This is a genomic window from Rickettsia endosymbiont of Gonocerus acuteangulatus, from assembly GCF_964026435.1.
Classification (GTDB): domain Bacteria; phylum Pseudomonadota; class Alphaproteobacteria; order Rickettsiales; family Rickettsiaceae; genus Rickettsia.
Genome location: NZ_OZ032147.1, coordinates 1,121,472 through 1,146,418, shown reverse-complemented (window position 1 = coordinate 1,146,418; position 24,947 = coordinate 1,121,472). Strand labels below are relative to the sequence as shown.

Sequence of the window (24,947 nt, the reverse complement as noted above, 5' to 3'; positions counted from 1 at the left end):
TACTAATTGACTCCTGCTCGCAATAAATCATGTATATGAGTAATGCCTATAATGATATTATTGTCAACAATAGGTAAATTAGTAATATTTTTAGCTTTCATTAAATCTAAAACTTCTTTTGCAAATATTGCAGATGAGATATATACAGGATTTTTAGTCATAATATCTGAAGCCGTTTTTAAATGAATTTGATCGTTAATGTGACGACGTAAATCACCATCTGTTATAATCCCTACTAAATTCTCAGTTTTACCTATTACTAGAGTACAACCTAAGCGTTTTTTATTCATAACAATTATAGTTTCAGCAAAAGGTGTGTCTTCATACACTAAAGGTATTTGGTCACCGCTACGCATTAAATGTTTAATTTCTGTCAAATTAGCCCCTATACTACCGCCAGGATGATATGACTTGAAATCATCTTTGGTAAAACCTTTTACTTCATGTATGACAGTCATTAATGCATCGCCAAGTGATAGCATTATTAAAGATGAAACTGTAGGAGCTCCAATTATTGAAGCTTCTGAATATTCAGGCACTATAAGTAAGAAATCACTATTTGCGGCTAAAGTAGAATTTTTATTCATTGTCATTGCAGCAATTTTTACAGAAAAATCTTTGCAATATTTAATGATGTTAAATAATTCCTTAGTTTCACCGGAATTAGAAAGCATAATTACTAAATCATCTTTAGTAATCATTCCAAGGTCGCCGTGACTTGCTTCCGCTGGATGTATATAAAAAGCTGGCATACCAGTTGAAGAAAAGCTTGCGGCTATTTTCTTTGCAATATAACCACTTTTACCTATACCAGTTAAAACTACCCGTCCTTTAAAAGATAGTAAAAACTCTACAATTCGGTTGAAATCTTCAGGGATATATTCAGATAGCTTTTTTAAAGCACTAGCTTCACTAGAAATTACTCTTTTAGCAATATTCTGGTAATTGTTTATAGGGTTCATTGCTTTTATAGTGGTTGAAAAAGTGTTACCTTGTATTTATCCGACCTTGTCATATGGCTCCTATGTCATTCCCGCTTAAGGCTTACCCGTGTGGATCGGAAAACGCCCTAGGTGTTCACCCCGTGGCTTGTCCATGGGGTCCAGAAAATAATAAAATACTAATTTTATTAGTATTTTTAACTGGCTCTAGTTCATAAATCACGGGATGACAATTGGAAAACCGATCCATGCGGGCAAGCCTTAAGCGGGAATGACATCAATATAACAAAATTACTAGGTAAAATATTTACGTTCTGTAACTACTTCAGTCGTTTCAGTATTATTGTCTTCGTTCCAAGCTCTTTTTTTACCATTATCCCGTTTTTCAGGTTCTTGGTGTTCTTTAGGGCTATTTTTTGGTTTTGCACTTGCTGAAGATTTATCTTTATCAGCATTTTTTATAGTTAGTTTTGCTTTACCTTTATTATCGAACCCGATAAGCTTAACTTTTACTATATCACCTTGCTTTAAAACGCTGCCGACTGATTCGATTCTTTCTTCGGCAATTTCGCTAATATGAACAAAACCATCTTTATTGCCTAAATAATTAACAAAAGCACCAGAATCTAATATTTTCATTACAGTGCCGTTAAATACTTCACCTATTTCAGGTTCGATAGCAATAGCCTTAACTTTATCTAAAGCAACTTTTAGCTTATCCTTATCCGGGGCATAAATAGAAACTGTGCCATCATCGCTTATATCAATTTTAGCACCGCTAGTTTCACAAATTTCCTTTATTACTTTACCACCAGGACCGATAATATCTCTGATCTTATCCTTATCAACTTTTAAAGTAGTAGTAGATGGAGCGTTTTTGCTCATCTCATTATTTGGTTTACTAATAACTTTATTCATTTGCTCAAGTATATGCAAATGTCCTGCTCGTGCTTGCTCTAAAGCTATTTTCATTATATCGAAATTTACACCAGATATTTTAATATCCATTTGTAATGCGGTGATACCTTCACTAGTTCCTGCAACCTTAAAGTCCATATCGCCAAAATAATCTTCATCGCTAAGAATATCAGATAATACTGCAAACTTTTCTTTTTCCTTAACAAGACCCATAGCAATACCTGCTACCGGTGCTTTTATTGGAACACCAGCATACATTAAAGCAAGTGAACTACCGCAAACTGTTGCCATTGAAGAAGAGCCATTAGATTCGGTAGTTTCTGCAACTACTCTAATAGAATAAGGGAACTGTGTTTTAGTAGGTAATACTGGATTAACAGCACGCCAAGCAAGTTTACCATGTCCAACTTCACGTCTTCCTGGAGCTTTCATCGGCATTGCTTCATTAACAGAGTAAGGTGGAAAGATATAATTAAGCATAAAGCGTTCTTTATATTCACCCTCAAGGCTATCAATTATTTGTTCATCTAAGCTAGTTCCAAATGTGCTACTTACCAAGCTCTGTGTTTCGCCTCTAGTAAATAAAGCTGAGCCGTGAGCACAAGGTAATAATCCAACTTCACAAGTAATTTGTCTTATATCTGTTGTAGTACGTCCATCTATACGTTTATTTTTTTGTAAAATATTACCACGTAATACATCTGATTCAACAGATTTTAAAGCTGATTCAATTTGGTAATTATTATATTTTTTACTTTCTATATCATCCGCAAAATGCTTAAGTACTTTTTCAGGTATTAGTTCTAAATTAGTACTGCGTTCTTGTTTAGATTTAATCGCAAAAGTTTGCTCAATTTCTTTTGCAAATAATTTTTTGATTTCATTCTTTAATTCAGCAGGGTATAAATCTTGCATTTCAAGCTTTGGCTTTTTAGCTTCAGCTGCAAGTTCTTTAATAATATTTACTATTGGCTGGAAACTATCAAAGCCAAATTTTACAGCAGCAAGCATTTGCTCTTCGGAAAGTAAATGTGCTTCTGATTCAACCATCATTACAGAGTCATTTGTTCCTGCAACAACTAAATCAAGCTGGCTTGTCTTTAATAAGTCAAGAGTTGGATTTAAAACAAATTCCCCATTTATTAACCCTACTTTGCTTGCAGCAACTATTTTTAGATAAGGTGCAGGTGAAAGGCTAAGTGCAGCAGAAGCACCAATAATAGCAAGTATATCAACTGGTGTTTCAGGGTCATATGAAAGAACAGTACAGGTAACAAATGTTTCATTAACAAAAGCAGGGTGGAACAATGGTCTGATCGGTCTATCTATCAGACGTGATACTAAAACTTCCCGATCTGATGCTTTACCTTCACGCTTAAAAAAGCCGCCTGGTATTTTACCAGCAGCATATGCCATTTCTCTGTAATTAATTGTTAGAGGAAAAAAGCCAATACCTTCTTTTGCTTTGGCAGCAGTTACTGCTGTACATAGTAATACAGAATTACCCATTTTAACGGTAACTGCTCCATCAGCTTGGCGAGCTATCTTGCCGGTACTAAGTTCAAGAGTTTTTCCGCCCCATTCAACTGTTTTAATTATCTCATTAAACATCTATATATATCTCTTAATTTGTATTTTATTTAGTTGTCATCCCGCGACTTGACTGGCGTTGTTATGTGGGTCAGGAAATGACCTCAATGTTATCTAGTTGCTTGACTAAGACATCCAGAGAATAAACAAAAAAACTAATTTTATTGGTATTTTTAACTGGATTCCGTGGTCAAGCCACGGGATGACATCAATGCACATAAGCAATTGCTCTTCGCAATAACGATTATGTAATTATTTTATCTTTCTAATACCGAGCTTACTTATTAAATCTAAATACTCGCTCACATTTTTTTTCTTTATATAATTAAGTAATCTACGACGACGTCCGACTAAGATTAATAACCCTCTTCTTGAGGTATGATCTTTATGGTTAGATTTGAAATGCTCAGTTAAGTTATTGATCCGCTCAGTTAAAATAGCACATTGTACTGCACTTGAGCCTGTATCATTATCATTTATAGCATAATTTTTAATTAATTCTTGTTTACGTTCTTGTGTAATCGACATCGATAATTTCTCCTTATTAGTCTATTGCGTTAAATTAAATACTCGTAAAGAATGGAAGCAATTCTTATTTAAGCTACCGATCGCAAGCAGAACGCCTTTATAGCGAACCCACATAAAATCTACGTTTTTGTCATAATCAAATAGGCATTTTTGACCATATTTAATTTTTTGTGCTTGCTCGTCGTTAGCATCAAGAACCAGGATGTCGTCCAGTATTGCTTCTATCTTTATATTTTTTTCCTCAAGGGAAAGTTTGCTAATATCATTAGAAGAGTCAATTCGAATAGAATTTTCTTCTTTAAATATTCCAACTTGAGTACGGCGTAATTCTATCACAAATCCTAAACTTTGCAAGGACAATGCCAAATCTTCTACTAAAGTCCTTATATAAGTACCTTTTGAGCATTCAGCATAGTAAGTAGCAGTAGCATTTTGTTCATCGTAATTAAGACATTTTAGATCATAAATTGTTATATTACGTGGTTTTAGTTCTACTTCTTTACCATCTCGTGCTAATTTATATGCTCGCACTCCATTAACTTTAAGAGCAGAGAAAGCAGGGGGGATTTGTGTTATAGTACCAATAAATTTAGAGCATACAGCATATGCATTTTCTTTCGATGGTATATAATCTGTTGTAGTTATTACTTTGCCGGCATAGTCACCACTATCGGTTTGTTTGCCAAATTTTATAGTAAAAATATAGGTTTTTTTAGCGTCAATCAGTATTTGCACTAATTTTGTAGCTTCACCTACAGCAAGAGGCAGTACTCCTTCAGCTTCAACGTCTAGAGTGCCGCTATGTCCTATCTTAACTTTACCAAGTACTTTTTTTATTATACTAACAAGTTTAGCTGAGCTTATTCCTTTTGGCTTATAAACATTTAACCAATAACTATTCATACATTAATTTTTCTGAAATAAAGAATTATATACGAAGATCAACTTGGAAAAGAGCAAGGAGTCTGTAAGCCGAGGACCGAAGCGTATACTTAATACGTGAGGACCGGAGGACTTACAAAGATGACGTAGCCAATTTTTCAAGTTCAACGAGTATATACTTGACGTGGGTTTAAAAAATCTCTAATATATAATTCTAGCCAATTAGGTTAGACCAAAATCAATGACAATTAACCAAAATAATTCAAACCATACTTTTTCAAGTCATAATTTAGATAATTCCCCTCGTAAAATCAACAAGTTAATAAATAAATTTTCAGACTATATTTGGCCAATAAAACGCCAAGAGCTTTCTAAGTTTTTATTCATTACTTTGTTAATGTTTTGTATTTTATTTATTCAAAATTTAATCAGAGCTTTAAAAGATAGTATAGTTACTACGATGATTGGAGCGGAAACAATTTCCTTTCTAAAATTCTGGGGAGTGATGCCTTGTGCTTTTTTAATGACGGCTATTTATGTGAAGCTTGTCAATAGAATGAAAGCAGAAAATATATTTTATCTGATCATTTCAATATTTTTAGCATTTTTTGCCCTTTTTGCTTATGTTATTTTCCCAAATCATGAGATATTACATTTAAGTCCAATTACTGCTCAAAATTTAATTGCAAGCCTGCCTAATTTAAAATGGTTTATTTTGCTTTTAACGAAATGGAGTTTTTCACTGTTTTATATAATAGCTGAATTATGGCCAAATGTAGCTTTTGCACTGCTTTTTTGGCAATTTGTAAATAATATAACTACTGTTGAAGAATCGAAAAGGTTTTATCCTTTATTTGGATTACTCAGCCAAACAGGGATTTATTTAGCAGGACAGTTTTTAGAAAATTTAAGCCATATTAATGAGTATGTAGCCGCAAAATTTTCACTACAGGCATCTTTTCATACTCTTTCCGTGCAGATTATATTAACCATAGTATTGATTCTAGGGATAGTAGGTATTAAAACTTTTTGGTTGCTTAATCATAAAGTGCTAGATAAAGAACATATGGCATTGTTGCGTTTTAAGGCAAAGAAAAAAACCATGACAATTGCTGAAAGCTTTCAGATGATCCTTTCTTCAAGACATATTAGATTAATTGCAACTTTACTTATTTGTTATGGTATCGCTATAAATTTAGTGGAAGGACCTTGGAAAGCAGCAGCTACTAAAATATACAAAACCCCGACTGAATATGCTGCATTTATCGGTAATTATTTAAGTTATACGGGAGCGTTTACCATTCTTTTTGTTGTACTTGGCTCAAATATAGTTAGAAAACTCGGTTGGTTTACGGCAGCTATTATTACTCCTATAATAGTTTTTACTACAGGTATATTATTTTTTACAGTAAATAATTTTGAAAGCTCTGCTGGTTTGATAGTAGCAAGCTTTATTCTTACCGATCCAGCTTTAATTGCTATAACTATTGGGGCTATTCAAAATGTGCTTAGTAAATCAAGTAAATACACCTTATTTGATTCAACAAAAGAGATGGCTTATGTGCCATTAGATAAGGAAATAAAGATAAAAGGAAAAGCTGCTGCTGACGTGCTCGGTACAAAACTTGGAAAATCAGGAAGTGCATTTTTACAATCTTTAGTTTTTATTATTTTGCCTTCTGCAAGTTATCAATCTATTTCCGTATGTTTAATGTTTATATTTATAATCACCTGTTTAATATGGTTTTGGGCAGTAAAAGAATTAAACAAAGAATATAAAAAATCTGTTAAACTTTCTCAATAAAAAACAATTTTTTTCTTGCTATTACTAACAAACTATTATTAGAATTAATGTAATTTAAAATATAGTCTGGAGGTTTTATGAGTAAAGATCCTAATTTAGAAGAAATTATAAAGGAGCTTGATCCAATAGCAAATAAAGAGTTCACCGAAGCAGAAAAGCAAGAACAAATAAGACAAGAGCAAGAATTATTTGAGTTTGAGGGAGATAGTATTTTTATTAGTAGTACTGACACTGCACCTGCTACTACCACTTCAATATCTTCGCTTTCAGCTAGTGCTTTAGCAGGAGGTATATCAGGAAATGGCTTTATAGATCCAATAACTGAAGCTATTCGAAAAGAAATTCTGGAAAAGCAGCGTGATTTAATAAGAAATCAGTTACTAAAAGAAAATGCAGAAAATCCTGAACTAAAACCTAATTTTGAAAATGACGAAAAATTTAGAGATTTTTTAAAAACTTTAAATGAAGATCCAAATAAAAGAGAATTATACGATAAAGCTTTAGAAAATCCTGATCTTAAAAAGGGATTAGAGAATATAGAAATAGCAGGATATAAAAACGTTCATGCATCACATAGTGCAGAAGTTTATCGTGAAAATAAAATTAAAGAAGAACAAGAAGAGTTATTAAGAAAGTATCTTAATAATGATCCTGCTTATTCAGAAGAAGCAAAAGATCAAGAAAAATTCAGACAATTTCTAGTAAACCTTAATGCGGAAGAAAAACAACGCTTATATGATAAAGCTTTATCTAATGAGCAATTTAAAGGGCAGTATGAAAACATTAGACAAGAATATGCCAATAAATATGTTGGCGGATTTAGGTCAATGCAATGGGAAAATCAAGTAAGTGCAGGCGATCTGAGATCAATAGTAATTAAAAATGATGCCGGTGAAGAAATTTGTACGTTAGCCGAAAAAACTCATAAAACTGCCCCGATGACTGTCTATAAACAAGATGGTACTGCAGTTACAGTTAATTCATATAGAACGATAGACTTTCCTATAGATCTTGAGGGCAAAAGTGGTACGATGCATTTATCGCTTGTTGCACAAAATAAAGACGGTAAATCTAATAATGCACTCCGTTTTACTGCTCACTATGAAGCAGATCCGCATCCTGATGGCACTCCTAAACTCAAAGAAATAAGCTCACCGCAACCTATAAAATTTATGGGGAAAGATGAAAATGCAGTAGGTTATATAGAGCATGGTGGAGAAATTTATACGCTGCCTGTAACACGAGGCAAATATGAAGCCATGATGAAAGAGGTTGCAGTAAATAAAGGGCAGGGTGTTGATGTCTCACAAACTATAGACCAAGATATTTATAGAGTTCAAGGAGGTGAAAAATCTGTATCTTCGCAGCAAATAGATCCAGCAAATGAAAAGCCTATTGAAACTAAAAATACAGAGATACCTGAACCTCAATCGGGGATAGCTTCCAATCAAGTGCCTCCTATAACACCTTTTATTTCAGGGCAAAAGCCTGTGATTTCACAAATGCCCCAACCACAACAAGCTGAAGTTTCACAGCCACAGCCACAAGGAATAGTTGATGCAGCAGCAGGCTTATCGCAAGCTATGCAGAATTTATTAAATCAGTTAAATAAAGATTTAAAAAATGAAAATGAGCCAGCTGGTTTAATCGGTGAGGTAGCAGAGAAAATCTTAGGAGAGAAAGAAGCAAACGTTGACCAAAAACAAGCAGGAATTAATACTTTAGCTAAAAATGTATTAGGTAATAAAGAGCTTTCAGAAGAGGTCAGGATAGAGGGTTTAGGTAAAATATTAGACACAATAAATAAAGATAATGTTTTATCAGAACCACAAAAAGGAGTTCTGCTAAAAGATATGATGACTGCTATTTTAAATACAGATGATATAGGGTTAGCTTCTAAAAAACAATTAGCAAGAAAGTTAACTGACTCTGCTTTAGAGCTTAGTGAGCCAGGTGTAAGATGGGCTATTAATGGCATAATTGATGCTGTACTAGACAGTAACCTTAATAAAGGTGAAAAAGGAGAAATATTTGAAATAGTAAGCAATAGGATAGAAGCTTCGAAGCATCCACTTCAAGAGAAAAGCCAATTAATAAGCGATGTGCTAGATAAAGGTAAGGATGCAGAAATTTTAAGCCCTGAGCAGTTGCACCTAATGCAACAAAATTTAGATAAAATTAAAGAAAAGCAAGCAGCAGAAGAAACAATAAAAAAAGTAAACGGTATTTTATATGATCCTTTATCTGATGCTGTAAAAAAGACGGATACAATAAAAACTATCACCACAGATGTTTTAGATGGTCCAGCTAAAGTGGAAATAAAAGGTGAAATAATTCAAGGAATTACAAAAGAAGTTGCTCAAAGTCCTTTAGATATTAAGGATAAAGTAGGTATTATTGAAGTTGTGGGTGAGGATATAGCTAGTCATAAAACTATGTCTATACCAGACAAAGCTATTGTTGCTTCGTTTGCAGAAGATGGAATTGTAAAAAGCACAGCTGAGCTGAAAGATAAAGAACTAATGACCAAAGGCTTGATAGATGGAATTCATAAAGGTATAGGAAATCAAGGTCCTGAAATAGCATCTGAAATAACTCAAGGCGTTGTTAAAAGCATTAAAGCTAATGCTGTACCTGAAGAGAGATCTACTCTTGAAAACATAGCCAACTCAGCAATAAATGAAGCAATATTAGAGAGAGAAACACAGAATTTAACTCAAGGGTTAAAAGAACAAAATCTAGAACAAGATAAGCCGCCGATAGATCAAACAAAAGAAAATTCAATTAAAGCTGCAGGGAAAACAATGAAAGCTTTAGCAGAGTTTAATGATGCTGCTAAGACAGGATTTGAAAAAGGAGCTGTTGATGATACATCAAAACAGTCAAAAGAACAAACAGAAAAACCTATAGTCTCTGAAGAAGAAAAAGTTGTACAAGAAACTTCGAGTAAGTTAAATGATATATATCAATTTATAAGTAAAAAAGTTAATAACCTCCGTAACCTTCTTGATGAACGCGGAAATCTTAAAACTAATGAAGAAAAGAAAGCTGAATCGGAAAAGCAAGCTAAAGATTTAACTGAAAAGTTTAATGAAAAATCTTCTACTAAAGATCAGTTAGATTTCATACAGGCTAATTTAATTGATAATAAAGATTTATCTAAAGATGCTCGTTTAAAAGCTATAGATAATTTATTACAAGAACAGGTGGAAAAAAGAGGGGCAGCTGTTTCAGGACAATCTCAAGATAAAACAGAAGATGTAAGAACTTTATTAGGAAAGTCTGAATTAAAACCTGTAAGTAAAGACGAGCCGGATATTGAAAAAGCTAAAATGATTGTGGGAAAAGATAAAGTTAATATTAAAGATAATGTAGCAATTATGGCAAAATTGACGGATGCAAAAAATGCTATACAGTTAGAAAATCCTACAGTATCCAGTGTCAAAGCTCCTAATAAAAAAGGACAATCATTTCCATGATGTAAATTTTTAGAATTGTTGCGTGGATAGAAAACACCCTCGGTGTCATGCCGTGGCTTGGCCACGGGCTCCAGAAAAACAACTTCTAATACAATATTAATAATTTTAGTATTTTAAGCTGGATCTAGTTCCCAAGCCACGGCATGACACCGAGGGCGTTTCCCGATCTACGCAGGCAATGCCAAGTCGCAATGACGGTATCATTCATCCCTCTTATAATTTAAAATGGCATAATCCCTAGTTATAACAGGGAAAAAATCTTTGTTAAAAGGTAGTAATTCAGTTATTTTATCTAAAAATTCTACTTCTATTATATCATCAGCACCAAAATTTAGGATGTGTTTAATTTTGCCAATTTTAGTATGATTATTATCTAATATTGGTAAATTATTTAAATCAGTTATATAAAATTCATCTTCTTCTAGTTTTGGTAAACTTGAACGTAAACAAAATAATTTATAGCCTTTTAAATTTTCTGCTTCATTGCGAGTAGATATATCATTAAATTGGCAAATTAATTCACCTTTAGAGTTTTGTTTAATTAGATTAATATTTACTTTCTCACCTGATTCGTTTACTAATTCTTTTTCAGTTATTTTTATAGCAGGATCAGTAAAAGATCTTAAAATTACATGTCCTTTAATCCCATGACATGATTTTATTACACCGACTAAAATTAAATTTTCCAAGGAATCCATTAATTTACCTTTAAATTTTACTAGTTATATATAATAATATATTTAAATAATTTTTTATAGATATGATAAAAAAAATAATTGTTGGCATAATAATTTCTTGCTCCTTATTACTATTTCTTTTTTTTGGTGCATTGTCTCTAGTTAATTATAACTCTGTTGCGAGTAATTTCACTAGCCGTTTAGGAATTGCCAATGAGAATATCGGAAAAATAAAGATAAATAAATTCCCAATACCTTATTTAGCCATTGAATCAGTAAAGGAAGAGGGAAAAGTATATTTAGAAGAAGTTAAAGTCTATTTCTCATTCTGGTCCCTTATAAAATTTAGCCCTCAAATTAGTAGATTAGAAATATTAGACGCTAAGATTTATGCAGATTCTAAGATGCTCAATATTTATAATAATGAAGAGCTGATAGATAAATTTTTTAAATATAAGCTGCAAAATATAAATCTTAATATTACAAATCTCAATATTATTAATAAACAAGATTATTCCATTTTAAATTTTTCTAATTGTTCATTAAAAAAGGAACATTTATCATCTAATTATATATTTAAAATTACAAGTAGCGAATTAGGGACAATTTCAGGCTCAATTAATAAGAGCGAGAATATAGTAAATTTTAGCTTTGATATTGATAATAAAGATTATAATTTTAAATTGTCGCAAGTTTATAAGGATTCTAAACTTGATAGCGGTAGTGGTGAATATAATATCAAAAATCTAGCATTAGCAATGTATAACATACTACCGGATTTAAGCCATATTTTAAATAAGCTGAATCAAACAAGTGTAGTAAATGTTAAGTTTAATATTTTAAATTCAGAAGATGCAGTAGAGCTAAAAGATATAGTTGTAGAATCACCATTTATTACGGGAGGTGGTGCTATTAACATTGCTAAAAATGATAATACTACTGGTACTGTTAATTTAAATTTTTCTAAATTAGATTTAAATTCAATAGTTTCTTCAAATGCTCCGTTAACATTTAATACTGCTCCATCGAATATTAGATTTATTTTTGCTGATAAGTTGCTTAAGATCAATATTGTAATTGATGAAGTAATTTTAAGTAATAATAATACATTGGAGAAAGTAACGTTTACTTCTAGCTTATCAAAAGGTACTTTAAAAATAGATGAATACTCAGGAAGTATTAAACCAGATGGTGAGTTTAAGCTTCTAGGGAATGTAACGCAAAATTTTATTAGAAGTATGTTTGATGGACAAATATATTTAAAGCATAACGATTTTAATTCATTACTAAATATATTAGGATTTGCTGATATCACAGTTAAAGATGCTATACCATTTACTCTATCGTCTGGATTAAAATTAACCTTGATAGATTTGTTTTTTAAAGATTTATCGCTAAAAACAGATAATTTAAGTCTATCAGGAAATTTTTCTGGTAAATTTATTGCTCAAACAGCTCATTTAAATGCTACACTTAGTATATCTTCACTTGATTTAACAAAAAATAGTTATCCAATAATTTCACCTTTTATTGAATTTGTACAAAGCTTGACTAAGGATATGAAGAGCCTAGATTATCCAAGTAAATTTATCCCTATTAGAACAAATCCTTATACAATTAATTTAGATATTTTAGTAGATGGTGTTAAATATAATGATCAAATCTTTGATAAGATGAATCTACTTGCTAAAATTTCACCAGCTAATGTAAAAATTAGTAATTTAGATTTTAAAACAAATAATAACTACTTATCAACTAGCTGGAATTTGGATGCTTCTAGCGTATTACCATCTTTAACTGTCAAAATTAAAGATGGTAGTTTAAGTACTGATTTATTATCACCTGCAAAGTTACTTGATTTAAGGAATAAATTAGTAAATGATTATAGTTTAGATAAAGTTACGCTACAAATATATGGTAATCTATCTAGCTTGTTGCAAAATGATTTAGTATTAAAAAATGTTAAATTCTATGCAGTAAATAATAATAATTTACTACAATTCAATAATATTGAAGCAAATTTATTAGGTGGTAAATTGCAAGGTAGTGGTAATATTTTGTTAGATCCTTACTTTCTTAATTTTGTATATGCATTAAATACAATAGATTTAGATAAAGCTTCAGCACTCTTACCTAAAATATTTGCTGTTTCAGAAGGTGAAATAAGTATCAGTGGTAGTTTTTCCACTAACGGCAATACCCTGCAAAATCAATTATACAACCTTACTAGTAAATCACAATTTGCTATAAATATTATCACGGTTAATAACTTTAATATTGATTCTTTCATACAGAAAATTAATAATTATGATTATAATGCATCGAATCTTGATAAAGATATAAATAGTGCTATAACGACAGGACAACAAAGAATTACGGGTATAAGTGGTAATATTGACTTACAAAAAGGCATTGCTCTTTTAAAAGATATAAATTTTGTTACCCAGTATAGTACAGGGGCTGCATCTTTTGCAGTTAATATATATAATTTTAATATGGATTCATCTAATGTTCTATCTTTTTATATTCCGTCTAGCCTTGTTAAATCTGATACAAAAAACACTAGTTCCAATGCAGATAAAAGTGTTTTAAGCAATCTTAGTTTGAGAGTACAAGGAAATATGTCTGCTCCCAAAAAGACCTTTGATAGTAGTGAATTAAAAAAATTGCTAATATCACCAACAACTACAGAGGCAACTGATTTAGTTAACCATTAAAAATAAAAACATATGACTACCAATAAAAATTTAGACGAAAATATTAGTTTTGAAGAAGCTTTAAGCGAACTTGAAGAAATTGTAAAAAAAATAGATAACGGGCAAGAAACTTTAGAAGTAGCAGTTAATAGTTTTGAGCGTGGTATTTTGCTTAAAAATCACTGTGAAAAGAAACTCAAAGAAGCTCGTTTGAAGATTGAGAAAATTACTAAGCTTGCCGATTCTACAATAACCTTGGAGGAGGTGGAGGTCTAATATATATCGGATATAATAAAATATCCAAATTCTGATAAATATTCTAGTCAAAAAATGTATATAGTTAAATTTAATGAATATGCTTATCTAGTTCCTTTTATTACTGAAGTTGATGGAACAACTTTTCTAAAGACTATTATACCAAGCAGAAAAGCTAACCAAAAATATTTAAAAACAGGCAAAAAGAATGAGGGATAGAAATATAGTACTTGATGCGGAGGAAAAAGAATTATTAGATTCTTTTGAAAATGATGAATGGCAGAGCGTTGAAGATTTTGAGCAAGAAAAAAGTATAGCACAAAATGCAGCTGCTAATTATTTAAAAAAGGATATACGCATAAATATTCGTATTTCCAGTAGTGATTTAACAAGAATAAAACAAAAAGCTGCTTACGAAGGTCTACCTTATCAAACTCTTATTGCTAGTATACTCCATAAATACTCAGCAGGACATGGGTAATACTTTAAATTCAAAGATGTATCTTATTTATGCCTGACCAGATAATTGATTTTATTTATAACGTTCCTAATATTGTCTTATTTCTTATAATCAACATTATTTTAATGGGGTTTTGTAGTATAGCATAAATCATTAAGATATTGGAGTCTTTCTAATTAAGTGTGTAAATTTTTCATAGGGCTTAAATTCTACCTTCAAATTTTATCAAAAAGTGAGCCATAGCTGCGTTCCAGTTTGGAATCGGCATAGCCCATTTCTTGGTCATATAATCAATTGCCAAATATAAGGTCTTAAAAACGGCATTATCATTTGGAAAAACCCGTTTATTCTTGGTAACCTTACGTAATTGGCTATTGACAGATTCTACACTATTTGTTGTGTATATTACTTTCCTTATCGCCTCAGGGTATCCTAGAAAAACCATTAAATTTTCCCAATGAACATACCAAGATTTAGCAATTTGTGGATACTGTTTACTCCATTTAGCTTCAAAAGATTCTAAAGCAAGATGTGCTTCTTCCTCTGTGCTAGCAGTATAAATAGGCTTTAAATCAGCCGCTAATTCTTTTCGGTCTTTATATGATACATATTTTAAACTATTTCTAATCTGATGTACAATACATAATTGATGTTCGGTTTTCGGAAAAACTGCCTCTATCGCCTCAGACATACCGGTTAAATTATCACTGCAAGCAATAAGCATGTCTTGCATACCTCTGTTCTTCATCTCAGTAAAATTACCAAGCCAAAATTTTGCTCCTTCATTTTCACTGATCCACAATCCTAAAATATCCTTCCTGCCAGATAAATCAATACCTAATGCTACATATACAGACTTATTGATAATTCGTTTATCTTGACGTACTTTTACTACTAAACAGTCAAAAAATACTATAGCATATACTCGATCCAATGGTCGGCTTTGCCATATCTTGACATCCTCAATTACATCATCAGTAATTTGACTTATCAAACTTTCGCTAACGTCAGCTCCATACAATTCTTGCATTTGAATCTTAATATCAGATAAGCTCATTCCTTTAGCGTATAACGATATTATTTTATCATCAAATCCTTCAATACGTCTTTGACGCTTTGGAATTAATGCAGGTTCAAATGTACTACTTCTATCCCTTGGAACCTCAATCTCTATAACTCCATTATTTGTTACTAGATTCTTTACATTCTTACCATTACGAACATTATCACTATCAGTATGACAATATTTATCATATCCTAAGTGATTATTCATCTCTGAATGCAATGCCTTCTCTACAAGCCGTTTGGTTAATTGCTTTAATAAACCATCCTCTTTAAGTAATGTTGATATATCTGTATCATTATTTATTAATAAATCTATCGCTTGATTCATTGCTTCATTTTGTTTTTGGTGCATATAATTTCTCCTTTTGTTATATTATATTTTTATATAACCTTTGAGAAATTCCCACACTTATTTGGACAGAGCCAGATATTGACAATTTAATAGTATTAAAAACAGCATCATAAAATGTTTCAAAATCTCCTACAACTTTCCTAATTTCATTTTTTATCTTAAACCAGTAATGCTCTATAGGATTTAAATCAGGAGAGTAAGTTGGTTGAAAATTCAAGGACTAAGTAGAACAAAACCTATAAATTTTCTGCCCAAATTTCATTGGGGGTTTTATAACCAAAAATCTTTCTTGGCATGTTATTTAAAATCTCAGCAATATTGTCAAGACCTCTTTGTGTAACGGTTGTAATATCTGTATTTTTAGGTAAAATTCTATGAATCATAGAATTTATTTTCTCCACTAGTGCTTTTTGTCTAGGGCGGTATGGATTACAAAAGAAAGTTTGAAACCCAGATAGTCTATAAGCAAGATGCCCTACAAACTCTTTGCCATTATCCATAGTAATAGTCTTTCTACTGAAAATACTATAAGTAAGTAGAACAGAACCTATTTAAAATAATAAGATTTTAAATAGGTAATGATGAACAGAAAATATAGACACTTATCTCGAGAAGAGAGATATGAGATAAAAAGAATGTATGACCTAGGAGTCAGTATTAATAAGATAGCACAACATCTTACGAGGTCTAAAAGCGCTATTAGTATGGAGCTAAAAAGAAATAAGGTAAAAGATAAGTATATGCCTTGTGTTGCTCAGGAAAAATATGAAAACAGGATGTATCAGCAAGAGTTATTAAAAATAGAAAAGAACCCTATGTTGTTAGATTATACAAAACTTACGCTATGTTTGGTTCTAAATATCGTAAAGATGGAGAACGCAGCTGTTGTTGCATATAGTCATCTAAAAGCCCTAACTTTATTTGGTAAACCGTTTTACCGATTGTATTTGCAGTCCTTTTGAGAAATGCCCAAACTAAAAATGCACAACTAATATGATTACGTTGAAGACGCTGTTTCCTGCATTGACAACGTTCTATCCCAGTAAGTTGCTTAATTTCTCTATGCATGCTCTCAATTACCCATCGAAAGCCATACTCATCTTGTGCAGCTTTAGAAGATTTTTGAGTTTTGTTATTGGTAACAACATACTCAACTCTGTTGGTAGAAACAGTAAATTTAAACAAATTAACATGCTTATTTTTAGCAAAGCCTTTTATATGAATCTCTACTCCATGCCTGATCTCTTCATCTGAAAATGTCAACTCTTTTACAGCTTTATAAGGTTTAGAATCGTGTGTTTTACTAACGTTTCTATTGGCTTTAATAGGGGCATAATAATATTTCCCCAGAGAGTCAACATGTTGCATAATTTTGTGTGTAGAATACCATGTGTCAAAAAGTACTGTTTGAAAAGGAATCTTCTTGCTATAAACAGCATTATTTAACATGTTTAATAGGTGTTCTAGTTTTGTTGCTCCATCATGATCAGGTGCAAAAATTCGATAATCTATTACCCAAAACTTATTAATATCAGGGTTATAATATACCAGACTCACTACTCCTATACCTTTAGTAACTCTACCTGTAGCTCCACTGTACTGCGATCTTGCAATTTCTATTTGCTTCGTATTCCTTTTATTTAAAACCGTATCATCAAATATTGTATATCCATTAGATGAAAAAATAACATCATTCTTGATGTGTTCCCATAACAAAGAAGGTGTATATTTTTCATTCCTTAAAAATCTATTAATAACATCATGACTACATTTCTTTGCATGTTCAGCGTAGTAGGTTAAACTATAATTCTTTTGGCTAACTATTAAAAATTGACAATAATCTGTCCTATTAATTGGTATTGCTTGCAACTTTATCCTCTTTGACATGTTTAATTATTTTTACAATAATTTATCACTTTTTTACTCATAGCGTAAGTTTTGTATATTAAAAATGCTATGATTCGCAAGAAATGGTCGCCGGATGCTATAGCCGGAAAGTTAAAACTAGACAAAAATACAGCTTTGTGTATCAGTACAGAAAGTATATATAGATTTGTTTACACTTCTGCAGTAGCAGCTAAATTAAAGTTATATAGCTATTTACTGTCATTGCTAAAATAAAAGGGACCAGTAAATTGCACGAAAAAGGGACCAGAGAAGTTGGTGTGACCTAATAAGGTTAATGTGCAATATTCACTAGATAATTAAGCAAGTAAATATCTAGTGATACAATGATAAGAATAAATATGTATACAACAATTATCACCCTTTATAAACAAGGCAATAGTCAAAGGAATATTGCCAAACTAACAAGAACAGACCGCAAAACAGTACGAAAAATAATAAACCGCTATGTAGAGGCTGGTACAGAATCCCCAGCAATCTATGAACGATCTTCAGTTTTGGATTTTTGGCACGAAAAAATAATTGAGTTATTAGAAAAAAATCTGAGTTACATAAGAATTTTTGAGGAGTTAAAAAATCAAGGTTATACAAGCAGTTATACTTCTTTGACCCGTTATATCAAAAAATATAAAATTAAGGATAACAGTTGCATTCGTTTTCATACTTTAGCAGGAGAGGAAGCACAAGTAGATTTTGGTGACATAGGCTTACAGTATAATTCTAAAGGGCGTAGAGTTAAAGCATATGTATTTAATATGCGTTTAAGCTATAGTCGCCTTGATTATTATGAAGTAGTGTTTGATCAAAGTTGTCAAACATGGATTCAATGTCATATCAATGCATTTAATTATTTTGCTGGTAGTCCAAAAGTAATAAAACTTGATAATCTTAAAGCTGGAGTAGTAGATGCCAATTTTTATGAGCCAGTATATCAGAAGGAATATAAGTGCTTAGCCGATCATTATGGAATTTTACTTTCTCCTTGTCGAGTGTATCAACCGCAAGAAAAAGGCAAAGTTGAGTCGGGAATAAAATACGTTAAAAATAATTTTTTTGCTGGTCGTAAATTTGATAGATATGAAGAATTAACAAATGGTCTTGCAAATTGGTTAAATAAGGCCAATAGCCGAATACATGGTACTACTAAGAGAATACCTAGAGAACTGTTTGAGCAAGAGGAAAGAAGTAGTTTGATTCCTTTACCATTAGAAACTTTTGATTTGTCATCTTGGCATAATCGAAAAGTAGCAAAAGATTGTCATATTACCATAGATAATAATTATTACTCTGTACCAGCAAAATATATATACAGTGAGGTAATGGTACAATTGTCCCCAAAACTTGTTCAAATATTTTCTATACAAAATGATTTAATAGCAAGACACGTTAGAACAGAGGGCAAGGGGATATTTACCACTAATCCGTCTCATTATGCTAAATACAAACGTCTATGCCCAGGTTTTATAGAATATAGTGAACATTATCAACAACAAATGCAGCAGATAGGGAATAATTGCAGTTTATTATTAGAATCATTACAACAAACAAGAGTGAATGATTGGCAACGTTGTGCACGAGGTATCATTTCTTTACGTAAGGTTTACAATGATGACTTAATAGATAAAGCCTGTCATAGAGCACTACATTATGGTATAAGTTCTTACTCTAAAATTAAGAATATTTTAAATAGTAATGCAGTAAACTTACCATTACCAGAGTTTGGAGGTAATAATGCAGAACTTATTTAATGACCTACGAAGCTTTAGATTATCAGGTATAGTCAATAGTTTAAATGAAAGGATTATTTATGCTCAAAATAATAAACTAGGATTTAAAGAATTTCTATCACTATTATGTGAAGATGAAAAATCTAACCGTAAGGATAATAATTACCGTCGCCGTAAAAGTGCTGCTAAATTGCCGGTAACTAAAAATTTAGAAGACTTTGATTTTAATTTCCAACCAAGTGTTGATGCCAAAGTAATAAGTGATTTATCAACTTGTGATTATATTAATACTAAGGGAAATGTAATATTCATAGGTGATTCAGGAACTGGGAAAACTCATCTTGCCATTGGGCTAGCATTAAAAGCTTTAACACGAGAATACTCTGTATATTTTACTACGGTATCGGATATGCTTTATAATTTACATATTGCAAGAGCAGATAATAGTTATCACAAAAAGGTTAAATTACTCCTATCGTTTGATTTATTAATTCTTGATGAGCTCGGGTTTAAGCAATTGCCAAAACATTCAGTAGAAGACTTTTTTAATATTATTGCTAAACGATATGAAAATAAATCTACCATTATTACCACAAACAAGGATTTTGAAAAATGGAATGAAATATTTGCTGATGAAGTATTAACTCATGCAATTATTGATCGAGTGGTACATCATGCTCATATACTAAACATAAAAGGTAAAAGTTATCGTATTAATAACTATAAATCTGGAGGTAATATGGCATAAAAATTTTTAAATATAGTGGTTCCTTTTTCGTGCAATTTACTGGTCCCTTTTTAATTGACAATGACAATTTACCTTCTAAAAGATATAAAAGCAAGAAAGAGGGAACAGGCGTCAAAGGATCATTATACCACAAAGGATCTCAATACATCAGCGTGATGCAATAGCTACGAAAAAGGTAGAAATAGGGAATTTTGAGGCAGATCTTACATTTCATAAAGGTAATCAAAGTATGAATATTGGTGCACTGGTGGATAAAAAGAGTCAAAAGATTATTTTAGTGCTGAATAACTCCAAGAGAGCTAAAACAGTTACCACTGGGTTTTTAAAAAAGATCAAAACGCTGCCAAGTAGTGTTAGAAAGACTATTACTATGGATAATGGCAAAGAGTTTGTAGGGCATCTTGCTTATAGACTATCTGGGTTTCAAACTTTCTTTTGTGATCCATACCGCCCTAGACAAAAAGCACTAGTGGAGAAAATGAATTCTATGATTCATAGAATTTTACCTAAAAATACAGATATTACTACCGTTACACAAAGAGGTCTTGACAATGTTGCTGAGATTTTAAATAACATGCCAAGAAAGCTTTTTGGTTATAAAACCCCCAATGAAATTTGGGCAGAAAATTTATAGGTTTTGTTCTACTTAGTCCTTGAATTTTCATAAAATCTCAGCAATATTGTCAAGACCTCTTTGTGTAACGGTTGTAATATCTGTATTTTTAGGTAAAATTCTATGAATCATAGAATTCATTTTCTCCACTAGTGCTTTTTGTCTAGGGCGGTATGGATCACAAAAGAAAGTTTGAAACCCAGATAGTCTATAAGCAAGATGCCCTACAAACTCTTTGCCATTATCCATAGTAATAGTCTTTCTAACACTACTTGGCAGCGTTTTGATCTTTTTTAAAAACCCAGTGGTAACTGTTTTAGCTCTCTTGGAGTTATTCAGCACTAAAATAATCTTTTGACTCTTTTTATCCACCAGCACACCGATATTCATACTTTGATTACCTTTATGAAATGTAAGATCTGCCTCAAAATGCCCTACTTCTAGCTTTTGCATTGCTATTGCATCACGCTGATGTATTGAGATCCTTTGTGGTATAATGATCCTTTGATGCCTTGTCCCCCTTTCTTGCCTTTTATATCTTTTAGACGGTAAATAGCCAAAACTTACGCTATGTTATAGCAAATATGCTAAAAACTCTTATTACACAGCAATGTTTTATAGTGAAGCACTTCATAATATCCCTTAATTCATGGGCATTATATCAAACATAGCGTAAGTTTTGTATACTTATCTGTACTGATACAACAAGCTGTATTTTTGTCCAGTTTTAACTTTCCGGCTATAGCATCCGGTGACCATTTCTTGTGAATCATAGCATTTTTGATATAATTTAACAAAATAGGTAACTTCTCTATTTTTAATAACTCTTGCTGATGCATCCTTTTTTTATATTGTTCCTGAGCAACACAAGGCATATACTTACCTTTTACTTTATTTCTTTTTAGCTCCATACTAATAGTGCTTTTAGACCTCGTAAGATGTTGTGCTATCTTGTTAATACTGACTCCTAGGTCATACATTCTTTTTATTTCATATCTCTCTTCGCGAGATAAGTGTCTATATTTTCTGTTCATCATTACCTATTTAAAATCTTATTATTTTAACAAAACTTACGCTATGTTTGATATAATTCCTATAAATTAAAGGATATTATAAAGTGATGCACTGTAAAAACATAGCTTTGTAGTAAGGGTTTTTAGCATATTTGCTATAACATAGCGTAAGTTTTGTTCTACTTACTTATAGTATTTTCAAAAGAAATGGCCATGCGTTTTGCAAAATTAGATATTGCCGGTGGCCTGCAGTTATTAGAACAGCATAATGGTTTAAAGATTGATCATACGCTAGAAGAATCAATGGCAAGATTAATTAATGATTGGAGCAATAGCAAATTTGCTCTAAATGAGCGTTTAATAATTACCATGCGTAATGCTGAAGTAGATAGTATTAATCAAGGGTCAGGGAGTTACTAAAAGCTAAAGGCTTGCTTACCGGTAAAGAATATAGACGCTATCTACCATCTCAGCAGTATGAAGATTATATGGCAGGAGATCGTATTTTGTTTAAAAGTACTAATAAAGATTTACAAATAGAAAATGGGGAATTTGCAACAATTACTTCAATAAGCAACGATAAGTTTGTTGCTAAAACAGATAGCGGGAAAGAAATAGAATTTAATCCTCAAGATGTAAGCTTTAAACATGGCTATGCTTCTACAGTGTATAAAGCACAATCGGCCTCAATTAAAGATGTCTATGTATTACATAATCTAGCAGGAAATAGTAGAAATTCTTATGTAGCCATGACTAGACATATAGAAGAGGTAAAACTTTACTATAATAGGAAGGCTATCAGGAATATGGCCAGTTTAATATCGCAACTTAGCAAAATAGATAATAGGCTATCTAGCATTAATTTTAAAACTTTAGAAGAATTGGTAGCGATTCAAGGTCAAAAAAATAAGAGTCCTAATATTATAGATAAAGTAGGTAATTGGTTTAAAGGGGTAGTAGAAGATATTAAGGATAGATTACACAGTAATGATAATTATTACCACTTAAGAATAAGCTCAAGACCACCTGCTAAAGTAGCAGAAATCCTAAGAAACACTAGCACAAATCTTGCCACAAGCCATAAAGCCCAAGAAGAGCCAAAAAGCTCTTCTTATAACCTTACGAATTGTAATAAACAAGATACAACAATAAGTGTTAAGTTACAAGAGGATATTATGGCCAAGAATAAAAGTAATCCCCGCCGCAAGCAGCGGGGTATTTTAGAAGAAAGCTAGCTGATGATCCTCATGCAGTTTCTGATATTCCTTGCCTTGGTTTTTTACGTATTTTCCTATCATATTCTCATTTCCATGCTTACCTACCGTACTCGTAAAATATCCATCAGTCCAAAATTCTCCACCCCATAATTGTTTCTTTACCTGTGGACACTGTCTAAATATTTGACGAGCTGTAACACTTTTAATTGTTGTTACTATTTTTGTTACGCTATAGGTTGGTACAGATTGTACCAAAAAATGGACATGATCTTCATCAACCCCTATTTCTAAAAATTTTATTTGATATCTCTTTTCTATCTCTAAACATATTTCTCGTAATACTTGATCAACTGATACGTCAAACACTGCTCGGCGATATTTTGCTGGAAATACCATGTGATACAGCAGTACCGTAACATTATGACTTTTATGTATATATTTGCTCATTCCGCCATATTACGCCGCAAGCGGCGGGGAATATACCCAAAAGAGATTTAAAGCGGAAGAAATAGGTAGAAATTTGCTAGGCAGTCCAAACAAGCATTTATCAAATAGTCAAGTGTTACGCTGGGAGAAAGATGGCAAAATAGTGATGAGGATAGGTGGCAGTAAAGCTGGCAGATGGTATGATTTTAGTAAAGGAGAGGGAGGAGATTTATTTACCTTAGTACAAAGAGAAAAAAATTGTGATTTTGTAGAAGCTAAGAAATATTTACAAGATATGGTTGGTATATCAAACAATAGCAAGTTATTAGAAGATAAGATAAAAGAGCAATTTGACCAAAAAGTTAAGAATCAAGATCAACAAGCGAAATATCTAAGATAAAGAGAGCTGAAGAATTATATGAAAAATCAGATTCTATAATCTATATGACGCCAAATAATATAGCAAAAAGATATTTATCAGAACATCGTGGAATTAAAAAAATATTAACAGGATATCAACTAAATAATGATCTTAAAACCAATATGATGTGGGACAGTAATAGCAAACAATATTATCCTGCATTAATTGCTTTTGCTAGAAATAAAGATGGTAATATTACCGGTGGACAATCAATTTATTTAAACAAAGACACAAATAATAAAGCTGATATTGAGGTTAATAAACGTTCTTTTGGCAGAATCAGAGGTTCTTTTGTTGAGATTAGTAAAAATAATGAACAGCAGAACGTACAAATCAGTAAAGATGACAATAATTCAGTTAGTAATATAACGATTATAGCAGAAGGAGTAGAGACGGCTTTAAGCATTGCGGAAGCTGGTATTAAAGGCAAAATTCTTTGTAGTTTAGGTGTAAGTAACATTAGGAACTATGAGCCTATCAAAGGAGAAAGAATAATAATTGCTGCTGATAATGATGGCAAAGACGCAGTATCAGTGCGTACCATAATTAAGGCTCAGGAAGAATTAATTAGACAAGGAGCGACGGTAATAATAATACAACCACCAGAAAAAGGTGATTTTAATGATATGTTAAAATCCCAAGGAGCAGAATCTATAAACAAGCTTATAGAGCCTGAAATAGCAAAATTAACAGCAGCTAGTAATGTAGCTGAACTTAAATCATCATTGAAAATAAATGATAATAGAAAATCACACATTAAATCTATAAAATTACTATGTTCAAAATTTGCAAATAACGATAATAACGAACTAAATAATTTGCAGCAACAGCAAATAAAAGCTCTAGCAAAGTTTGGCACAGCAGAAAATATTGATACTGCTTTACAAATCTACAGAGCAAAAGGTATAGATTCTTGTATGCTCTACAGTAACAAGATTTGCATAGCAGCAATAGAGCAGAAGATACAGAAAAATTTACAAATTATGAAGAATAAATTTGATCCTAATTATAATCTTGGTGATAAAAAATTTTCTGATATAGTAATATATGATTTTCAAGGCAAAAGCCATCTCATCTTATCCTTGAAGATTACTTAAATGCCATAGGAAAAGATAAACAAGTAATGCAATATGTAAGTCCAAGCTCAGAAATAGCTAAAGAAATAAGAAGTGCAGTAAAGCAAGTATCTGAGATCAAACTAAATCAAGGAATAAGAGTTTAGAGTGTAGT

21 protein-coding genes and 4 pseudogenes are annotated in these 24,947 nt (G+C 31.7%); 13 read left to right on the top strand and 12 right to left on the bottom strand.

The window, feature by feature from the left end:
* Positions 1-2: 2 nt before the first annotated feature.
* From AAGD55_RS06975 to truB, 4 genes are all read right to left on the bottom strand, one after another.
* The gene (locus AAGD55_RS06975) at positions 3-962 is read right to left on the bottom strand and encodes a KpsF/GutQ family sugar-phosphate isomerase (protein WP_341790938.1); all 960 of its coding nucleotides are present in this window, start codon (positions 960-962) and stop codon (positions 3-5) included.
* A 273-nt stretch (positions 963-1,235) separates the two neighbouring features.
* Entirely contained in the window at positions 1,236-3,470 is a 2,235-nt protein-coding gene (pnp, locus tag AAGD55_RS06970) for a polyribonucleotide nucleotidyltransferase (protein ID WP_341790937.1), read from the bottom strand.
* Between the two features lie 231 nt (positions 3,471-3,701).
* A complete protein-coding gene (gene rpsO, locus AAGD55_RS06965; RefSeq protein WP_011477440.1) occupies positions 3,702-3,977 on the bottom strand; it encodes a 30S ribosomal protein S15 in 276 nt (91 codons plus the stop codon).
* A 21-nt stretch (positions 3,978-3,998) separates the two neighbouring features.
* Positions 3,999-4,880: a tRNA pseudouridine(55) synthase TruB gene (gene truB / locus AAGD55_RS06960; protein ID WP_341790936.1), complete on the bottom strand. Its 882-nt coding sequence runs from the start codon at positions 4,878-4,880 to the stop codon at positions 3,999-4,001.
* Between the two features lie 220 nt (positions 4,881-5,100).
* Here truB and tlc4 point away from each other — a divergent pair, with 220 nt between their 5' ends.
* Together tlc4 and AAGD55_RS06945 are read left to right on the top strand one after the other, a co-directional pair.
* Positions 5,101-6,663: an NTP/NDP exchange transporter Tlc4 gene (tlc4, locus tag AAGD55_RS06950; RefSeq protein WP_341790935.1), complete on the top strand. Its 1,563-nt coding sequence runs from the start codon at positions 5,101-5,103 to the stop codon at positions 6,661-6,663.
* Positions 6,664-6,740: 77 nt separating this feature from the next.
* Positions 6,741-10,142 carry a Sca4 family spreading effector gene (locus tag AAGD55_RS06945; protein WP_341790934.1) on the top strand — a complete coding sequence of 1,134 codons (3,402 nt, stop codon included), beginning with the start codon at positions 6,741-6,743 and terminating at the stop codon, positions 10,140-10,142.
* A gap of 200 nt (positions 10,143-10,342) precedes the next feature.
* On the opposite strand, the gene rimM is transcribed toward AAGD55_RS06945, so the two are convergent.
* Positions 10,343-10,840: a ribosome maturation factor RimM gene (gene rimM, locus AAGD55_RS06940; RefSeq protein WP_341790933.1), complete on the bottom strand. Its 498-nt coding sequence runs from the start codon at positions 10,838-10,840 to the stop codon at positions 10,343-10,345.
* A 62-nt stretch (positions 10,841-10,902) separates the two neighbouring features.
* On the opposite strand from rimM, the gene AAGD55_RS06935 reads away from it, so the two are divergent.
* The 4 genes from AAGD55_RS06935 to AAGD55_RS06920 are packed head-to-tail and all read left to right on the top strand — an operon-like array spanning position 10,903 to position 14,251.
* Positions 10,903-13,536: an AsmA-like C-terminal region-containing protein gene (locus AAGD55_RS06935; RefSeq protein ID WP_341790932.1), complete on the top strand. Its 2,634-nt coding sequence runs from the start codon at positions 10,903-10,905 to the stop codon at positions 13,534-13,536.
* A 12-nt stretch (positions 13,537-13,548) separates the two neighbouring features.
* Positions 13,549-13,791 carry an exodeoxyribonuclease VII small subunit gene (locus AAGD55_RS06930; protein ID WP_341790931.1) on the top strand — a complete coding sequence of 81 codons (243 nt, stop codon included), beginning with the start codon at positions 13,549-13,551 and terminating at the stop codon, positions 13,789-13,791.
* A 54-nt stretch (positions 13,792-13,845) separates the two neighbouring features.
* Complete coding sequence (locus tag AAGD55_RS06925; RefSeq protein ID WP_341790930.1) at positions 13,846-13,989, top strand: hypothetical protein; 144 nt, start codon at positions 13,846-13,848, stop codon at positions 13,987-13,989.
* Entirely contained in the window at positions 13,979-14,251 is a 273-nt protein-coding gene (locus AAGD55_RS06920; RefSeq protein ID WP_341790929.1) for a CopG family antitoxin, read from the top strand. The genes AAGD55_RS06925 and AAGD55_RS06920 overlap by 11 nt, the downstream gene beginning before the upstream one ends.
* A gap of 181 nt (positions 14,252-14,432) precedes the next feature.
* Here the strand turns inward: AAGD55_RS06920 and AAGD55_RS06915 are convergent, their stop codons facing one another.
* From AAGD55_RS06915 to AAGD55_RS06905, 3 genes and pseudogenes are all read right to left on the bottom strand, one after another.
* Positions 14,433-15,647: an IS256 family transposase gene (locus tag AAGD55_RS06915; protein ID WP_341790928.1), complete on the bottom strand. Its 1,215-nt coding sequence runs from the start codon at positions 15,645-15,647 to the stop codon at positions 14,433-14,435.
* Positions 15,648-15,663: 16 nt separating this feature from the next.
* Positions 15,664-15,867: pseudogene (locus tag AAGD55_RS06910) on the bottom strand (transposase); the annotation flags it as partial.
* A 16-nt stretch (positions 15,868-15,883) separates the two neighbouring features.
* Positions 15,884-16,147, bottom strand: coding sequence for a hypothetical protein (locus AAGD55_RS06905; RefSeq protein WP_341790927.1), 264 nt, complete (start codon positions 16,145-16,147; stop codon positions 15,884-15,886).
* Positions 16,148-16,225: 78 nt separating this feature from the next.
* Between AAGD55_RS06905 and AAGD55_RS06900 the strand changes: the two are divergent.
* Positions 16,226-16,309, top strand: a pseudogene (locus AAGD55_RS06900) (hypothetical protein); the annotation flags it as partial.
* Positions 16,310-16,484: 175 nt separating this feature from the next.
* Here the strand turns inward: AAGD55_RS06900 and AAGD55_RS06895 are convergent.
* Complete coding sequence (locus tag AAGD55_RS06895; RefSeq protein WP_341790926.1) at positions 16,485-17,534, bottom strand: transposase; 1,050 nt, start codon at positions 17,532-17,534, stop codon at positions 16,485-16,487.
* 51 nt (positions 17,535-17,585) lie between these two features.
* Between AAGD55_RS06895 and AAGD55_RS06890 the strand changes: the two genes are divergently transcribed.
* The 4 genes from AAGD55_RS06890 (at position 17,586) to AAGD55_RS06875 (ending at position 20,661) form a co-directional block, all read left to right on the top strand.
* Entirely contained in the window at positions 17,586-17,768 is a 183-nt protein-coding gene (locus AAGD55_RS06890; RefSeq protein ID WP_341790925.1) for a hypothetical protein, read from the top strand.
* A 125-nt stretch (positions 17,769-17,893) separates the two neighbouring features.
* Positions 17,894-19,300, top strand: a complete 1,407-nt coding sequence (gene istA, locus AAGD55_RS06885; RefSeq protein WP_341790850.1) for an IS21 family transposase — start codon at positions 17,894-17,896, stop codon at positions 19,298-19,300.
* A complete protein-coding gene (istB, locus tag AAGD55_RS06880; protein WP_341790851.1) occupies positions 19,284-20,027 on the top strand; it encodes an IS21-like element helper ATPase IstB in 744 nt (247 codons plus the stop codon). Before istA ends, istB begins: the two co-directional genes overlap by 17 nt.
* Positions 20,028-20,145: 118 nt before the next feature.
* Positions 20,146-20,661, top strand: coding sequence for an IS30 family transposase (locus AAGD55_RS06875; protein WP_341792543.1), 516 nt, complete (start codon positions 20,146-20,148; stop codon positions 20,659-20,661).
* Between the two features lie 27 nt (positions 20,662-20,688).
* Here AAGD55_RS06875 and AAGD55_RS06870 read toward each other — a convergent pair whose 3' ends face one another.
* On the bottom strand, positions 20,689-21,135 hold the full coding sequence (locus tag AAGD55_RS06870; RefSeq protein ID WP_341792542.1) for an IS30 family transposase: 447 nt from the start codon (positions 21,133-21,135) through the stop codon (positions 20,689-20,691).
* A gap of 161 nt (positions 21,136-21,296) precedes the next feature.
* Positions 21,297-21,677, bottom strand: a complete 381-nt coding sequence (locus AAGD55_RS06865; RefSeq protein WP_341790924.1) for a helix-turn-helix domain-containing protein — start codon at positions 21,675-21,677, stop codon at positions 21,297-21,299.
* Positions 21,678-21,956: 279 nt separating this feature from the next.
* Here AAGD55_RS06865 and AAGD55_RS06860 point away from each other — a divergent pair.
* Positions 21,957-22,849: pseudogene (locus AAGD55_RS06860) on the top strand (conjugal transfer protein TraA); the annotation flags it as partial.
* Between the two features lie 24 nt (positions 22,850-22,873).
* On the opposite strand, the gene tnpA reads toward AAGD55_RS06860, so the two are convergent.
* On the bottom strand, positions 22,874-23,317 hold the full coding sequence (tnpA, locus tag AAGD55_RS06855; RefSeq protein WP_341790826.1) for an IS200/IS605 family transposase: 444 nt from the start codon (positions 23,315-23,317) through the stop codon (positions 22,874-22,876).
* A gap of 46 nt (positions 23,318-23,363) precedes the next feature.
* Here tnpA and AAGD55_RS06850 point away from each other — a divergent pair.
* Positions 23,364-24,939 (top strand): annotated as a pseudogene (locus AAGD55_RS06850) (toprim domain-containing protein); the annotation flags it as partial.
* Positions 24,940-24,947 lie beyond the last annotated feature (8 nt).

Bases quoted from the DNA above. Each gene is read 5' to 3' on its own strand.
- AAGD55_RS06975 (WP_341790938.1), bottom strand. From the start codon at position 962: ATGAACCCTATAAACAATTACCAGAATATTGCTAAAAGAGTAATTTCT.
- pnp (WP_341790937.1), bottom strand. From the start codon at position 3,470: ATGTTTAATGAGATAATTAAAACAGTTGAATGGGGCGGAAAAACTCTT.
- rpsO (WP_011477440.1), bottom strand. From the start codon at position 3,977: ATGTCGATTACACAAGAACGTAAACAAGAATTAATTAAAAATTATGCT.
- truB (WP_341790936.1), bottom strand. From the start codon at position 4,880: ATGAATAGTTATTGGTTAAATGTTTATAAGCCAAAAGGAATAAGCTCA.
- tlc4 (WP_341790935.1), top strand. From the start codon at position 5,101: ATGACAATTAACCAAAATAATTCAAACCATACTTTTTCAAGTCATAAT.
- AAGD55_RS06945 (WP_341790934.1), top strand. From the start codon at position 6,741: ATGAGTAAAGATCCTAATTTAGAAGAAATTATAAAGGAGCTTGATCCA.
- rimM (WP_341790933.1), bottom strand. From the start codon at position 10,840: ATGGATTCCTTGGAAAATTTAATTTTAGTCGGTGTAATAAAATCATGT.
- AAGD55_RS06935 (WP_341790932.1), top strand. From the start codon at position 10,903: ATGATAAAAAAAATAATTGTTGGCATAATAATTTCTTGCTCCTTATTA.
- AAGD55_RS06930 (WP_341790931.1), top strand. From the start codon at position 13,549: ATGACTACCAATAAAAATTTAGACGAAAATATTAGTTTTGAAGAAGCT.
- AAGD55_RS06925 (WP_341790930.1), top strand. From the start codon at position 13,846: ATGTATATAGTTAAATTTAATGAATATGCTTATCTAGTTCCTTTTATT.
- AAGD55_RS06920 (WP_341790929.1), top strand. From the start codon at position 13,979: ATGAGGGATAGAAATATAGTACTTGATGCGGAGGAAAAAGAATTATTA.
- AAGD55_RS06915 (WP_341790928.1), bottom strand. From the start codon at position 15,647: ATGCACCAAAAACAAAATGAAGCAATGAATCAAGCGATAGATTTATTA.
- AAGD55_RS06905 (WP_341790927.1), bottom strand. From the start codon at position 16,147: ATGGATAATGGCAAAGAGTTTGTAGGGCATCTTGCTTATAGACTATCT.
- AAGD55_RS06895 (WP_341790926.1), bottom strand. From the start codon at position 17,534: ATGTCAAAGAGGATAAAGTTGCAAGCAATACCAATTAATAGGACAGAT.
- istA (WP_341790850.1), top strand. From the start codon at position 17,894: ATGTATACAACAATTATCACCCTTTATAAACAAGGCAATAGTCAAAGG.
- istB (WP_341790851.1), top strand. From the start codon at position 19,284: ATGCAGAACTTATTTAATGACCTACGAAGCTTTAGATTATCAGGTATA.
- AAGD55_RS06865 (WP_341790924.1), bottom strand. From the start codon at position 21,677: ATGATGAACAGAAAATATAGACACTTATCTCGCGAAGAGAGATATGAA.
- tnpA (WP_341790826.1), bottom strand. From the start codon at position 23,317: ATGAGCAAATATATACATAAAAGTCATAATGTTACGGTACTGCTGTAT.